Raw genomic sequence first — 13,843 nt, forward strand, 5'->3', positions numbered from 1 at the left:
AGAGCGGCTCTGGAGAGCCGCGCTCCCAGCGGAAGGGCCCTTGAAGTAAGTTGCCCGGGAAGGCCGGGAGCATGAACGACGACCACGTCCTTCCTTTCCAACTCGATGCGTTGGGCGCACGCGGTCGCCTGGTGCGGCTTGGACCCACGCTCGACGCCATCATCGAACGCCACGGCTATCCCCTGGCGGTGGCACGGCCGCTTGCCGAGGCGATGGTGCTGTGCGCCTGCCTGGCCACCTCGCTCAAATACGATGGGATCTTCACCCTGCAGATCACCGGTGACGGGCCGATCCGCCTGTTGGTGACCGACCTCACGACCGACGGCGCGCTGCGCGGCTATGCGTTGTTCGATTCGTGGAAGCTGGCCATCGCTCTGGGCGCCGGCAACAGCGATGCGCCCGACGGTTATGTGCCGAAGCTGTTCGGCCAGGGCCGCCTCACCTTCACCGTCGACCAGGGCCAGCATACCGAGCGCTATCAGGGCGTCGTGCCGCTCGAGGGCGCGACCCTGGCCGACTGTGCCCATACTTACTTCCGCCAGTCCGAGCAGCTGCCGACCGGCATCAAGATCGTAGCCAAACGCCACGTCACGACTGGCACGCCTCACTGGCGCGGCGCGGCCCTGATGGTGCAGCAGATGCCCGAGTTCGATGCGGGCCGCGTGGACATCGACCAGGAGCAGCGCGAGGACGACTGGCGCAAGGCAGTGATCCTGATGGCCTCGGCGACCGAGGCGGAGATGCTCGACCCGGCCCTTTCGGGCCCGACGCTGCTTTACCGCCTGTTCCATCTCGAGCGGCCGCGACAGTTCGAGCGTCGGCCGCTCGTGGCGCGCTGCCGCTGCAGCCGTGAACGAATCGATCGCGTGTTGCGCTCGATCAAGCGCGAAGAGCTCGACGACCTGCGCGATGCGAGCGGTAAAGTTGCCGTGAAGTGCGAGTTCTGTTCGACCGAATACGCCTACGACGATAGCGACCTCGATCGGATTTACGCTTCCGCTGCCTGATCCCCCGGCCACAATGGCACGGCGGATGCAGGGAGCGACTCATGGGCAAGACGGCGCGTCGGTTTTTTTTGTCTTTTGTCCTGTGCCTCGGCGCGGGTAGTGCGCTGGCGCAGGGCCATCTGCGCATCGGCATCGGCGACGATCCGGACGTGCTCGATCCAACCCTGTCGCGCACCTACACCGGCCGGATCGTCTTCGCCTCGCTGTGCGACAAGCTGTTCGACATCGACGAGAAGCTCGCCATCGTCCCGCAGCTCGCGCTCAGCCACGAGACCTCGGCCGACGGCAAGACCGTCACGATCAAGCTTCGCCCGGGTGTGAAGTTCCACGACGGCGAGCCGCTGACGGCGGAGGCCGCCAAGTACAGCATCGATCGCCACCTGACGATGAAGGGCTCGTTCCGCAAGCCCGAGATCGGCACCATCGACAGCGTGGAGGTCGCCGATCCCCTGACCGTCAAGCTGCACCTCAAGGCACCCTTTTCGCCGCTATTGGCCCAGCTGACCGACCGCGCCGGCATGATCGTCTCGCCGAAGGCGGCCGAAGCTGCCGGCGACAAGTTCGGGCTGAAGCCAGTCTGTGCCGGACCCTACAAGTTCGTCGAGCGGGTGCAGCAGGACCGCATCGTCGTCGAGAAGTTTGCCGACTATTGGAACAAGGACCAGGTCTTCATCGACAAGATTACCTACTTGCCGATCGTCGACACGACCGTGCGCCTGGCCAACCTGCGCTCTGGTGGCATCGACCTGACCGAACGCATCCTGGCGACCGACATTCCGACCGTACGGGCCGATCCCAAGCTCAAGCTCGCCAACTCGGTATCGCTCGCCTGGTTCGGGCTGATGATCAACCAGGACAACGGGGCGAAGTCGAACAACCCGCTGGGCAAGGACCCGCGCGTGCGCAAGGCGTTCGAGCTCAGTCTCGACCGCGACGCGATCAACCAGGTCGTCTTCAACGGCGAGTTCGTGCCGGGCAATCAGTGGATCAGCCCCCAGAGCCCGTACTACCAGAAGGATTTTCCGATCCCCAAGCGCGACCTCGCCAAGGCGAAGGCGCTGATGAAGGAGGCCGGCATCACCGGCAAGCTCAGCATCGACTACATGGTCAACAACGCGCCGGAGGCACGCGCCGTCGCCGAGGTGGTGCAGTCGATGGCGGCGGAAGCAGGCTTCGACCTGAAGATCCGCGTCACCGAGGTGGCGACCGCGCTGAAGGCGGGCGAGGACGGCGACTTCCAGCTCTACGGCCTGACCTGGAGCGGACGCAGCGATCCCGACGGCAACTCGGTGATCTACCAGACCTGCGGCGCACCGCAGAACATGGCCAAGTATTGCGACAAGGAGCTCGACGGCTGGCACCAGGAGGCGCGTGCCGCCACGGATGTCGAGGCGCGCAAGGCGATCTACCGCAAGGTCGCCGAGCGTTTCCTCGACAAGGGCTGGATCCTCTACCTCTACCATCCGCAGAACCTGGTCACGCACAGCGCGCGGCTGGAGGGCTATCGGCCCGTGTCGGACGGCATCATTCGCGTTGTGGGACTCAAGTTGAAGTAAGTATGGAGGCGTGATGCGACGGATCGTTCTGGCAGCTGCCCTTTCCCTCTTTGCCGTCGGCGCGCCCCTGGGGGCGATGGCGCAGACCAATCTGCGCATCGGGCTGGGCGACGACGGCGACGTGCTCGATCCGACGCTCTCGCGCTTCTATACGACGCGCATCATGTTCGCCTCGATCTGCGACAAGCTGTTCGACATCGACGAGAAGGGCAACATCGTGCCGCAGCTCGCGCTCGGCTCGGAAACCTCGGCCGACGGCAAGACGGTGACGATGAAGCTCCGCCCCGGCGTGAAGTTCCACAACGGAGAGGCGTTCGATGCGGCGGCGGCCAAGTACAGCCTCGATCGCCATCTCACCATGAAAGGCTCGTTCCGCCGCTCCGAGATCAGCGTCGTGGACTCCGTCGAGGTGATCGATCCGTTGACCATAAAGCTCAACCTCAAGGCGCCGTTCTCGCCGTTGCTGGCCCAGCTCACCGACCGCGCCGGCATGATGATGGCGCCCAAGGCGACCGAGGCGGCGGGCGACAAGTTCGCGCTCCATCCGGTCTGTGCCGGCCCCTACAAGTTCGTCGAGCGCATTGCCCAGGACCGCATCGTGGTCGAGAAGTTTGCCGACTACTGGAACAAGGACCAGGTCTTCATCGACAGGATCACCTACCGTCCGATCGTCGATTCGACGATTCGCCTGGCCAATCTCAAGTCCGGCTCGCTCGACCTGATCGAGCGCGTACTGGCGACCGACATCAAGGACGTCCGCTCCAACCCGAAACTGCGGCTCAGCAAGGCGACGTCGCTCGGCTGGTTCGGCCTGCTGATTAACGTGAACAACGGTCCGAAGTCGAACAATCCGCTGGGCAAGGACGCCAGGGTGCGGCAGGCCTTCGAGCTTGCCATCGACCGCGACGCCCTCAACCAGGTTGTCTTCAACGGCGAGTTCGTACCGGGCAACCAGTGGGTCAACCCGCAGAGCCCATTCTATCAGAAGGCCTTCCCCGTCCCCAAGCGCGACCTCGCCAAGGCCAAGGCGCTGATGCAGGAAGCGGGCGTCAAGACGCCGGTGACGATCGACTTCATGGTGACCAGCGGAGCCGAGCCGCAGGCCGTCGCCGAGGTGCTGCAGGCGATGGTCGCCGAGGCGGGCTTCGACCTGAAGCTGCGCGTGACCGAGGCGGCGACGGCGCAGAAGCAGGCCGAGGACGGAGAGTACCAGCTCTATATGAACGCCTGGAGCGGTCGCATCGATCCGGACGGCAATACCGTGCTCTACCAAAGCTGCAACGGCCCGATGAACATGGGCAAGTATTGCGACAAGGACGTCGACGCCTATCTCGAGCAGGCGCGCACCGCCAGCGATCTGGCCGGGCGCAATGCCGCCTACGAGAAGCTGGCCGGCAAGTTCCTGCAGAACGGCTGGATCATCTACCTCTTCCACCCGCAGTACCTGATCGCGTCCACCGACCGGGTCGAGGGCTTCAAACCGATGCCGGACGGACTGCTGCGGGTGGTCGGGGTGAAGCTGAAGTAGACGCTCGCGAAATCCGCTTCAAATACCGCCGCTTGCCGCTGTGGGTGGGCGCGCACGCACTGCGGCCTCGTTGACCTCCACACCCCAGCCGGGGCCGGTCGGCAGGACGTAGTCGCCGTTCTCGATCGTCGGCGCCACAGTGAAGAACTCGTCGCGCCACTTCACGCTGTCGATATCGATCTCCATGACGCGGAAGTTCGGCACGGCGGCGCAGAAATGCGCGCTGATAGCGGACGCGAGATGGCCATAGAAATTGTGCGGCGCGACGTTCACCTCATAAACCTCGGCCATCGCCGCGATCTTCAGCGACTCGTAGAAGCCGTTCCACACCACGTCGACGATCGCGGTGTCGAAGGCGTAGGCCTCGAGATAGGGCCGGAAGTCGCGCCGCTCGAGCAACGTCTCGCCCGAGGCGATCGGGCACGGCGAGTCGCGGCGGATCAGGGCGATCGACCTCGGATCGTGCGCATCAAGCTCGAGCCAGGTCAGGCCGGTCGGTCCGACCGCCTCGGCGATGCGCCGGAAGCCTTCGGTACGGAAATGGAAGTTGGTGTCGAGCATGATGCCGACATCGGGTCCGCAGCCCTTGCGGAAGGCTTCGACCGTCTTCGCCGCGCTGCGCGCGATGAAGGCGTCCCAGTTGCGCTCGGGAAAGCCGCGGCCGACGACGAAGCCCGGCCGATAGGCCTGGATCAGGCCATCGATCTCGATCGCGATATTGGTCTTGAGGCCGCTGAAGCCCTTGGCCTTCACCTCGGCGCCGACCCTGGTCATGTCGTCGTAGGTGCGCACGGCGGGCTCGCCGACCAGCTCAGCGTTGCGCATGCGGTACGAGCCGCAATGTGACCAGTAGACGGGAATGCGCTCGCGCAACTTGCCGCCGAACAGTTGATAGACGGGCACGCCGAGCGCCTTGCCCTTGATGTCGAGCAGCGCGTTCTCGATCGCCGCGATCGCCTGGCGCACCACGCCGCCGCGAGATTGGGTCGAGCGTGTGGCAAGCACGGCGTTGATGAGCTCGAGCGCCATCGGATCCTGGCCGATCACGCTGGGCATCAGCACGTCAATCACGCCCGAGAGACCGGGACTGCCGAAGCTCTCGTTGTATTCAGACCAACCGACGATGCCCGAGTCGGTGACCATCTTCAGGAACGAGAAGGTCCGCCACCCGGCGTCGCACTTGAAGGTCTCGTAGCGCGCAATCTTCATTGGCTGGCCCACTCCACCATCCGCTTCATGAAGCCCTCGCAGGCCGTGATCTGCGAAGCGAGGATGAACTCGTTGGGCTGGTGCGCCTGGGCGATGTCGCCCGGGCCGCAGACCACCGTCGGCACGCCGAGTGTCTTGCGGAAGATGCCGGCCTCGGTGCCATAGACCACGCTGCCCACCGTGTTCGAGCCCGACCAGTTGGCGGCCAGCGCCTTGGCGTCCTCGTTGCCCTCCGGCGAGAAGCCGACGGTCGAGGAGCGCACGACCGTGTCGATCGCGGCTGCCGGATGCTTGCTTCTCATCTTCGGCAGCAGCTCTTCCTTCAGCCATTGCTGGGCGCGCTCACCGAGCGCCGTGAGCGGCCGGTCGGGCAGCTCACGGTAGCCCCACAGCACTTCGCACTCTCGCGCCAGGATATTGCCGGCGGTGCCGCCGACGATCGTCCCGACGTTGAAGGTCGGCGCCGGCGGAGTGAACTCGCTGGTCGGCGGGAATTGCCTGTCGAGCTCGTCCTGCACGGTGTTGAGATAGTGCACGAACTCGCCGGCGAAGTGGATCGCGCTCACGCCGAGATGGGTCATCGAGGAATGCGCCTCGAAGCCGGTGAACTTAGTGATGTAAATCTGCGCCCCCTTGTGGGCATGGACCACCGTCATCATGGTCGGCTCGCCGATGATGATGGCACGCGGCTTGGGGACCTCGCGGGCCATGGCAGCGGCGAGCGAGTGGGCGCCGATGCAGCCCACCTCCTCGTCGTAGCTCAGCGCGAAGTGGATCGGCTTCTTGAGCCTGGCCTCGAGGAACTGCGGCAGCATCGCGAGCGCGATCGCATAGAACGCCTTCATGTCGCAGGTGCCGCGGCCGTAATACTTGCCGTCGGGCTTCAGCGTCAGCGTCCAGGGATCGGTATCCCACGGCTGGCCGTCGACCGGCACCACGTCGGTATGGCCCGACAGCACCACCCCGCCCGCCACGTTCGGTCCGACGGTCGCGAACATGTTGGCCTTCTTGCCGTCCTCGCTCGGCACCAGCTTCGACTCGACGCCGTGCCCCTTGAGGTAATCTTGGACGTACTCGATCAGGGCGAGGTTGGAATTACGCGACGTGGTGTCGAACGCCACCAGGCGACGCAGCATTTCGACTGGGTCGACGATCTCTCCGGGCAAGGAAAACTCCAGACGGTGATTAAGCGGACGAATGCCCAATCATAGTCAGGAACTCGCGACGCGTCTCGCCATTGTCGCGGAAGGCGCCCAGCATGCGGCTGGTCACCATGTCGACGCCCGACTTGTGCACGCCGCGTGTGGTCATGCACTGGTGCGCCGCCTCCATCACCACAGCGACGCCGCGCGGCTGCAGCACCTCCTGCAGCGTATTGGCGATCTGGGCGGTGAGCTTCTCCTGGATCTGCAGGCGCTTGGCGAAGGCGTCGACGACGCGCGCCAGCTTGCTGATGCCCACCACCCGCTTGTCCGGCAGATAGCCGATATGGACCTTGCCGATGATCGGCACCATGTGGTGCTCGCAATAGGACTCGACGCGGATGTCGCGCAGCACCACGACCTCGTCGTAGCCCTCGACCTCCTCGAACGTCCGCTTGAGGATCTCGCCGGGATCTTCCTCATAGCCCGCGAAGAATTCCAGGTAGGAGCGCACGACCCGGTCAGGCGTGCCGAGCAGGCCCTCGCGCTCAGGATTGTCGCCGGCCCAGCGGATCAGCGTCCGGACGGCCTCCTCGGCCTCCTGACGCGTCGGTCGCGCAACGCCGGTGGCCGGCGAACCGACCTCGCCCTTCTTCAGCATCTTGTTCATCCGTCTCTCCCCTGCCGCCTCGGCGGGTTAGTTAAGCTGTCGCGACCCGCCGGGCGTGTCGAGCGAGAATGTCGGAATCTCAATATCGAAATTCTCGCCCGTCTCGCTCACCATCTGATAGGTGCCGCTCATAAACCCCGATGGCGTCGAGAGCGGCGTGCCGGAAGTATATTCGAAGGCCTCACCCGGTTTCAGCCGGGGAGTCTGGCCGATCACGCCGGCGCCCTTGACATCCTGCTTGCGACCAAGCCCGTCGGTGATCTTCCAGTGCCGGCTGCGCAGCTGCACCGCAACATCACCCTTGTTCTCGATCCGGACCTGATAGGCCCAGACATACTGGGATTTGGCCGGATCGGACTGATCGGGCAGATATTGCGGCTTCACGGTCACGCATATGGCACGGGTGGTTGCACTGTACATGTCGGCATTTCCTCAAGCCCTGAGATGGGATTCTCCCGCCAAAAGGTCAAATCCGGCAAGAGGAGAGATCAGGCGTGAATGTGCTCGTGGTCGTGTGCGCCATCGCCATGCGAATGGCGGCCGCTGGCGCGCTCGGCCGGGATCACGTGCAGCTCGCCATGGCGTACACCGCGCTGGCTCACCGTATCGTCGGCCAACGCCCGAACCGCCTTCACCGCCCCGCGCAGCACCGAGACCTCGAGGCAGGAATGATGGTCGAGATGAACGTGCAGCGTCGCCACCTGGAGATCGTGATGGCGGTGCTGCGCCTGGGTAAGTCGCCGGCCGAGTTCGCGCGTCTCGTGGTCGTAGACATAGGCGAGGGTGGCGACGCAGAAGCCATCGCCCTTTTCCACCGACGGGGTCTCCAGCCGCTCGCGTGCCTGCATCTCCCGCAGGATATCGCGCAGCGCCTCCGAACGGCTGGCGTAGCGACGCGCCTTCATGTGGCGGTCGAGCGTGGCCACGAGGTCGTCGTCGACCGAAAGGGTGATGCGCTGCATGTCGTTCACGCTCCTTGACGGTCAATCTGCCGCCGCGTCGACCTCGCCCCGTCGCCCATAGCGGTAGAAGGCGATGGCGCCGATCCAGATCGCGACGAAGACGCCGATAATGACGAACCCAAGCCCGTCCGCGTTGTCGTTCAACACCCCGATCATATCCCAGAATGCGCCCGATGATTCCAGGCGTTCGCCGAGCAGCCCGAACAACCCGAAGCTTCCGACTGCGATGGCCACGACCACGGACACCGAGGTGATCGCGAGATTGTAGTAGAGCTTGCGGACCGGCTCCACGAAGGCCCAGCCATAGGCACGGACCATCAAGGCTCCGTCCGCCGTATCGACCAGCGACATCCCGGCGGCGAACAGGGCCGGGAACACCAGGACCGACCAGAGGGGCAACCCGTGCGCCGACTGGCTCGCCGCCAGGCCGAGCAACGCGACTTCCGTCGCAGTGTCGAATCCGAGCCCGAAAAGGAACCCCAGCAGCAGCATGTGCCAGGGCCGGGTGATCAAGCCGAACAGTGGCCGGCACAGCCGCGCCAGAAACCCGCTGCCGCGCAGGACCGCGTCGAGGTCCTCCTCGGCATGGCCGCCACCGGCTTGCACGCGGCGTAGAATGCGCCAGAGCGACTTGAGTATGACCAGATTGACGATCGCGATGGCGAACAGGAACAGCGTCGACGCCAGCGTCCCGATCACTTCGCCGATCTGCTTGAACGCCTCCAGATGCTCGCCGAGCAGCGGTGTCACGGCCGCGAGCCCCGCCACGACCAGCGCCACCACCGCCGAATGGCCCAGAGCGAAGAACAGGCCCACGGTCACCGACCGGCGCCCCTCCTGCATCAGCTTGCGCGTGACATTGTCGATCGCCGCGATGTGATCGGCATCGACGGCGTGCCGCAGCCCGAGGCTCCAGGCCAGCAGCGCCGTGCCCAGCAGAACGGGATGGTCATGGAATGCGACCAGCGCCCACGCCCAAGCCGCGACATTGGCAAGGATCAAGGATCCCAGAAGGCCCATGAAGGGCTGCATGCTTACTCCAACGCGAACGAAGCGGTGTTCCCGAAGGATGTATGCACAATTGACAAGAAATGCACACGAAGTTCTTTGCAGTATCGGCGCGCCGCCGCGCGCGTGCGCTTCCTAGAAGGTCGCCTTGAGGCTGGCGATGAAGGTTCTGCCCGGGAACGGATGAAACAGGAAGTAGTTGTAGTCGCCCACGTTATCGACGCCGACCTCGATCGCAGCGTGGTCCATGAACTTGTAACGCGCCTTCAAATCGACCACGGCGAAGGGGTCGAAGCTCTGGTAGACGCCGTGGATGTAGTCGCTGTTGTCCATGGTGGAATACATCCAGCCCTGCCAGCGGAGGCCGGCGGAGACATTGAACTTGTCGTTCGCCCTGTAGACCGCGAGCGCATTTCCGCGCCATTGCGGCACGTAGGGCGCCCACATCCCTTCCGAGAAAGAGCCTGTGTTGCTCCGGAAATTCGGGTTCGAGAGGATCTTCGAATCGACGTAGGTCACGCTCGCCGACAGGTCGAGGCCCGGAGTGAGCACGTCGGTCAGCTCGCCTACGACCTCGACGCCGCGGTTGCGGACCAGCCCGACGTTCTGGGTGTTGTTGGTCGGCACGCCATTGATGAGGCTGGTCTGCTGGATCAGCGCGTTCGAGGTATCTTCCTCGAAGAGGGTCAGGCGGGCGCGCGAGTTCCTGGTCTGGCGTTCGAACGACCACTCGAAGCTGAGCGCAGATTCGGGCAGCAGGTTCGGATTGGGCTGGGCGTTGATCGGCGCGTTCGTCACGACCTGGTAAAGCTCAGTCACCGTCGGATAGCGCACCGCCCGGCCGAAATTGAGCTTCGTGCTCCACTCCGGATTGACCTGCCAGGCGATCGAGGCCTTCGGCGAGATATCGGTGGAGCTGACCGTTGGCTGGCTGGTGGCGATGTTGCCCGCGATGTTGTAGCCGTTGAAGGCGGTCCATGTCTCGCCGCGGGCGCCGAGCGTCACGGTCCAGTCCGGCGCGAGCTTCCACCTGTCCTGCACCCAGAGGCCCCAGGTCTGAGTCTTGCCGGCACCCAGGGCGCTGAGGAGGCCTGTGCCGTTGTCCGGCGAGGTGAGCCAACTCGACAGCGCATAGGTCGGGTTGTTGAGCGTGTACTGGTCGGCGTGGATACCGAAGCTCACCTCGTGCGGGCCGCCGACGCCGCTGGGGCGCCAGATGCCCTTGGCGTCGGCGGTCCACCAGTTGGTGCCGCCGAGCTGCGCGTTGGTGCCGGCGTTCGAGAAGTTCAGCCCGGGACCGACGCTCGACGGCGCGCGCTGCGTCGAGTTCAGGTAGGCATAGTAGGTGCCGACCAGCTCGAAGTCCCAGTTGCCGCGCGTGTCGCTCTTCAGTGAGACCGCGTTGGCCAGATGCTGTTCCTGCAGCCGGTAATTGCCGGATGCGAAACCGTTCAGGCCGGCGAAGGTCGGCATACCGTTCTGCGTCAGGTAGCTCTGCACGGTCGAATAGGCGTTGTTCTGCCAGTAACCCAGCGTATGGCTGAAGGTCAGCCAGTCGTTCAGCTCGACCGCCCACTTGAGCTTGTAGTTGTCCATGATGGTGTGCAGCAGGCCGCCCGCGCCGACCACGTTCGCCGCTTGGCCGGTCTTGTTCGTCGCGCCGATGGTGCCGTAGGTGTTGGCGGGAATCGCAGCGGTCGTCACGAAAGTCAGCGGCTGGCTGAAACTCTCCTCGCGGTTGGCAGAGAGGAAGAACGAAAAAGGCCCCACCTTGCTGCCGATCGTGCCGGAGGTGTTCGACGTCGAGAAAGTGTCGTGCGTGCTGTAGTAGCCGTAGTTCTGGAAGGCGAAGGTCTGATTGAGCGTCGTCTCGAGCTTGTCCGGCATGCGCGTGGTGAGCAGCATCACGCCGCCGATCGAATTGCCGGGGTAGGCGGCCGAGAACGGGCCATAGAGCATGTCGATGCCCTTGATCTCTTCCGGCGAGACCAGCCCCCAGCGCGGCGCGCCGAGGGTGTTGTTGTTGGCGATCAGCGCCGTGAGCAGGATGTCGTCGGCATAGACCAGCGTGCGCGCGCTCGAGTTGACGCCCCAGGTGCGGGTCGCGATCACCGCCTGCGTATCGCCGAAGTTGCGCTTCCGAAGAAACAGGCTCGGCATGTATTTGACCGCGTCCTCGGTGTCGACAATGTTGACCGTCTGGTCGATCCGCTGGCGATCCGTGCTCACGATCGTGTTCGGCGGGCTGTAGCGCTCTATCTGCGGCGAAACGGGTGGAATCTCCGGCGCCGTCTGCGGCGCAGTCACCGTAACGGTGGGCATCTGTTGCTGCGCTATCTGCCCTTCGGGAGCGGATTGGGCGCGGGTCACGATGGGCATGGACACGACGGCAGCGACGGCGACGCCGGTGGCAATACGAATGGAAACAGGCATGAGTTACTCTCCCCTTGATTGACGAACGAACGCGCGGCTGCGACACGCCGCGCGGGTTTCAGGTCGTCAGGGAGAAAGGAGGGCCGCGCGGTCGTGGAGGACCGTCTCGGATTGCGATGGAGGGGCGCTGTGCGGCCGGCAACAGCACGAGCGCGGCCCCGCCCATCGGCAACAGAAGCACGAAATCGTTGGAGGGCACGACAAGTGAAGGCGCGTACGCGAGGCCGAGGCAGCAATCGTACTGTCCGGGAGCTGTGGGCGAGGCCGGAGCGCCGCGATCCGGCGAGGCCGGGCCTTTCGGATCGGCAGCAGACGCCTTGCACCAGCCCGACCACAAAGTGCCAGGGCCGGCGTCACGCATCAGCACGGCATGCGCCATAGGCTGCAACAGGTTGAGCGTGACGGCGAGCAGCGCGGCGAACAGCACACCGGCCGGCGGTCGTCGCCCGCTACTCACGTCAGACCGCGCCGGCACGATCGATTCGCCAGGAAGCTCGCCGGCTCGCGCGCCAGGCGGCGAAGGCTTCCGCGAGCGCCACCGGGAGGGCGGTCGCAGCCAGCAGAGGCATCGCCAGCATCAAGACAGCGCCCGTAGGCCACGCCCATAAGGAGGCGTGGCGCCAAGCGTCAGGCATCGACGACGGAAGGACGGGCTGCCCGCGCTTCCAGCGCTTGAAGAACATCGTCCATCCGGAGATCAGCGAGAACAGAATCCCTGCGCCGAACAGCACGAGCAGCGCCTGGTTCCAGAGTCCGTATTCGCCACGGTGGAAGGGAATGCCGATCGCCGTGGCCTTGCCAAACGCCGTCTGCTCCGCCCAGCCGCTACGATAGAGCGGCCGGCCGGAATAGGCGTCGAGCAGAAGGTCGAAGCTTCGCGTCGGTTGGCCTGTCTTCTCGAGCTGGTTGACACGCCAATATCCGGTCGGCCCGGTCGGAGGCATGATCTGCGTAACCGAATCCGGCGACTGTGCTGCGACGGCCTGGAGTGCCTGTTCCCAGCTCATCATCCCGACGCCTTCCGGAACGACGGACGCGAACGTCGCCGGGATGCGGGGCGGCGTCTGGCCGGTGACATCACGCGCCCAGCGGATCTGGCTGCCGGCGGTGCGACTCCAGGTCAGACCGGTGCTGAGGATCGCGAGACTCACGAGGCTGAGCGCAACGCCCACAAAGGCGTGCCATTGCCGCCACGCCGTGCGGCCGGTGGCGCCGCGGGCGGGCAGTCCCGCCTGGCCGCTGCCTGGCCACCACAGGACGATGCCGGTGAGCAGCATGACCATCATCCAGCTTGCGCCCAGCTCGATCATCCAGCGCCAGCCGTCACCCTGCATCAGGCTCGAATGCAGGCGGCGCGCCCAGTTGGAGAAGCGCTCCGCTTCGGGCAGCACGCCGGTAACTTCGGCGGTGTAGGGATCGACGTAGACGACCGTCGCGCGCCCGGGGATGCCGAAGTTGGGCCGCAGGAAGGCCGGCGCCTTGGGCGAGGCCACGGACGCGCCGTGGCCAGCATGGCCGACCGGTGCCGCCGGCGGGAGGAAGGCCACGCGCACCGCATCGGTGGGACCATGTGCCGGAACGACCGAGTGCAGGACGAAGCCAGACGGCGCGACCAGCCGCGCGGCGGCGACTGCTTCGTCGAGCGGCAGGCGTCGCTCCGCGGGTGCGACGCGGTCCAGCCGGCCGTACAGCGACTTCTCGATCTGCGGAGTGAAGGCATAGAGCAGGCCGGTCAGGCAGGCGACCACTGCGAACGGACTGGCGATCAGGGCCGCCCACAGGTGGATGCGCCACAGCAGAGTGCGGCGTATGTGGCGTACCTGCGCAGGGGTCGGCTTGTTCACGGCTTCAATGCTTGTGCGGGTCGGGCGAGGCGCCGAGCGCCATCACCATCAGCTCGACATCGATCTTCCCGGCCTTCTCGAAGACCAGCGTGACCGGCACGCGGGTTCCCTCCTTCAGGGGTTCCTTGAGGCCCATCATCATGAGGTGGAAGCCGCCTGGCGCAAGCGCGACCGTCGCCCCGGGCCGGATCTCCAACCCGTTCTCGACCTCGCGCATGCGCATGATGGTACCGTCCATCTTCATCTCATGGACCTGGACTTGGCCGGCGGCCGGACTGGTGGCCGAAACAAGCCGGTCTGACGTCGTGCCGGTATTCGTGACGGTAAGGAAGCCGCCCCCCGATGACGCGGCCGGCGGCGTGGCACGTGCCCAGGGATGGCCGATCTTGAGGTTGCCGATCGTGTAGTCATGCGCCGCGGCAGGCAGGCCGAACAAAGCGCTGGCCGACGACAGGACAAGGAGATGACGACGATTCATGGCGGG

The 13,843-nt window shown here is 65.2% G+C and carries 13 protein-coding genes; 3 read left to right on the forward strand and 10 right to left on the reverse strand.

The genetic code is table 11. From position 1 onward, the window contains the following. Nucleotides 1–71 precede the first annotated feature (71 nt). The 3 genes from ACQY8M_RS01670 to ACQY8M_RS01680 are packed head-to-tail and all read left to right on the forward strand — an operon-like array spanning nt 72 to nt 4,091. On the forward strand, nt 72–1,007 hold the full coding sequence (locus tag ACQY8M_RS01670) for an Hsp33 family molecular chaperone HslO (RefSeq protein WP_428668747.1): 936 nt from the start codon (nt 72–74) through the stop codon (nt 1,005–1,007). Between the two features lie 41 nt (nt 1,008–1,048). Continuing rightward, nucleotides 1,049–2,563: an ABC transporter substrate-binding protein gene (locus ACQY8M_RS01675; RefSeq protein WP_428668748.1), complete on the forward strand. Its 1,515-nt coding sequence runs from the start codon at nt 1,049–1,051 to the stop codon at nt 2,561–2,563. 13 nt (nt 2,564–2,576) lie between these two features. Further along, nucleotides 2,577–4,091, forward strand: coding sequence for an ABC transporter substrate-binding protein (locus ACQY8M_RS01680; RefSeq protein ID WP_428668749.1), 1,515 nt, complete (start codon nt 2,577–2,579; stop codon nt 4,089–4,091). 18 nt (nt 4,092–4,109) lie between these two features. On the opposite strand, the gene ACQY8M_RS01685 is transcribed toward ACQY8M_RS01680, so the two are convergent. From ACQY8M_RS01685 to ACQY8M_RS01730, 10 genes are all read right to left on the reverse strand, one after another. Next, complete coding sequence (locus ACQY8M_RS01685) at nt 4,110–5,300, reverse strand: mandelate racemase/muconate lactonizing enzyme family protein (protein WP_428668750.1); 1,191 nt, start codon at nt 5,298–5,300, stop codon at nt 4,110–4,112. Further along, a complete protein-coding gene (gene argE / locus ACQY8M_RS01690; RefSeq protein WP_428668751.1) occupies nt 5,297–6,466 on the reverse strand; it encodes an acetylornithine deacetylase in 1,170 nt (389 codons plus the stop codon). The genes ACQY8M_RS01685 and argE overlap by 4 nt, the downstream gene beginning before the upstream one ends. Nucleotides 6,467–6,485: 19 nt before the next feature. Further along, complete coding sequence (gene folE, locus ACQY8M_RS01695) at nt 6,486–7,112, reverse strand: GTP cyclohydrolase I FolE (RefSeq protein WP_428668752.1); 627 nt, start codon at nt 7,110–7,112, stop codon at nt 6,486–6,488. Between the two features lie 27 nt (nt 7,113–7,139). Continuing rightward, complete coding sequence (gene apaG, locus ACQY8M_RS01700) at nt 7,140–7,532, reverse strand: Co2+/Mg2+ efflux protein ApaG (RefSeq protein WP_428668753.1); 393 nt, start codon at nt 7,530–7,532, stop codon at nt 7,140–7,142. Nucleotides 7,533–7,600: 68 nt separating this feature from the next. Then, the gene (gene nikR / locus ACQY8M_RS01705; protein WP_428668754.1) at nt 7,601–8,074 is read right to left on the reverse strand and encodes a nickel-responsive transcriptional regulator NikR; all 474 of its coding nucleotides are present in this window, start codon (nt 8,072–8,074) and stop codon (nt 7,601–7,603) included. A gap of 21 nt (nt 8,075–8,095) precedes the next feature. Next, on the reverse strand, nt 8,096–9,106 hold the full coding sequence (locus ACQY8M_RS01710; RefSeq protein ID WP_428668755.1) for a HoxN/HupN/NixA family nickel/cobalt transporter: 1,011 nt from the start codon (nt 9,104–9,106) through the stop codon (nt 8,096–8,098). A gap of 111 nt (nt 9,107–9,217) precedes the next feature. Beyond that, nucleotides 9,218–11,515 carry a TonB-dependent receptor gene (locus ACQY8M_RS01715; RefSeq protein WP_428668756.1) on the reverse strand — a complete coding sequence of 766 codons (2,298 nt, stop codon included), beginning with the start codon at nt 11,513–11,515 and terminating at the stop codon, nt 9,218–9,220. 58 nt (nt 11,516–11,573) lie between these two features. Continuing rightward, nucleotides 11,574–11,942, reverse strand: coding sequence for a DUF2946 family protein (locus tag ACQY8M_RS01720; RefSeq protein ID WP_428668757.1), 369 nt, complete (start codon nt 11,940–11,942; stop codon nt 11,574–11,576). A 31-nt stretch (nt 11,943–11,973) separates the two neighbouring features. Continuing rightward, on the reverse strand, nt 11,974–13,359 hold the full coding sequence (locus ACQY8M_RS01725; RefSeq protein ID WP_428668758.1) for a PepSY-associated TM helix domain-containing protein: 1,386 nt from the start codon (nt 13,357–13,359) through the stop codon (nt 11,974–11,976). Between the two features lie 4 nt (nt 13,360–13,363). After that, a complete protein-coding gene (locus tag ACQY8M_RS01730) occupies nt 13,364–13,837 on the reverse strand; it encodes a copper chaperone PCu(A)C (protein WP_428668759.1) in 474 nt (157 codons plus the stop codon). Nucleotides 13,838–13,843 lie beyond the last annotated feature (6 nt).

This window comes from Reyranella sp. (assembly GCF_965279465.1).
In the GTDB taxonomy this organism is placed as follows: Bacteria; Pseudomonadota; Alphaproteobacteria; order Reyranellales; family Reyranellaceae; genus Reyranella.

Bases quoted from the DNA above. Each gene is read 5' to 3' on its own strand.
- ACQY8M_RS01685 (WP_428668750.1), bottom strand. From the start codon at position 5,300: ATGAAGATTGCGCGCTACGAGACCTTCAAGTGCGACGCCGGGTGGCGG.
- ACQY8M_RS01715 (WP_428668756.1), bottom strand. From the start codon at position 11,515: ATGCCTGTTTCCATTCGTATTGCCACCGGCGTCGCCGTCGCTGCCGTC.
- apaG (WP_428668753.1), bottom strand. From the start codon at position 7,532: ATGTACAGTGCAACCACCCGTGCCATATGCGTGACCGTGAAGCCGCAA.
- ACQY8M_RS01730 (WP_428668759.1), bottom strand. From the start codon at position 13,837: ATGAATCGTCGTCATCTCCTTGTCCTGTCGTCGGCCAGCGCTTTGTTC.
- ACQY8M_RS01670 (WP_428668747.1), top strand. From the start codon at position 72: ATGAACGACGACCACGTCCTTCCTTTCCAACTCGATGCGTTGGGCGCA.
- ACQY8M_RS01675 (WP_428668748.1), top strand. From the start codon at position 1,049: ATGGGCAAGACGGCGCGTCGGTTTTTTTTGTCTTTTGTCCTGTGCCTC.
- ACQY8M_RS01710 (WP_428668755.1), bottom strand. From the start codon at position 9,106: ATGCAGCCCTTCATGGGCCTTCTGGGATCCTTGATCCTTGCCAATGTC.
- folE (WP_428668752.1), bottom strand. From the start codon at position 7,112: ATGAACAAGATGCTGAAGAAGGGCGAGGTCGGTTCGCCGGCCACCGGC.
- ACQY8M_RS01680 (WP_428668749.1), top strand. From the start codon at position 2,577: ATGCGACGGATCGTTCTGGCAGCTGCCCTTTCCCTCTTTGCCGTCGGC.
- nikR (WP_428668754.1), bottom strand. From the start codon at position 8,074: ATGCAGCGCATCACCCTTTCGGTCGACGACGACCTCGTGGCCACGCTC.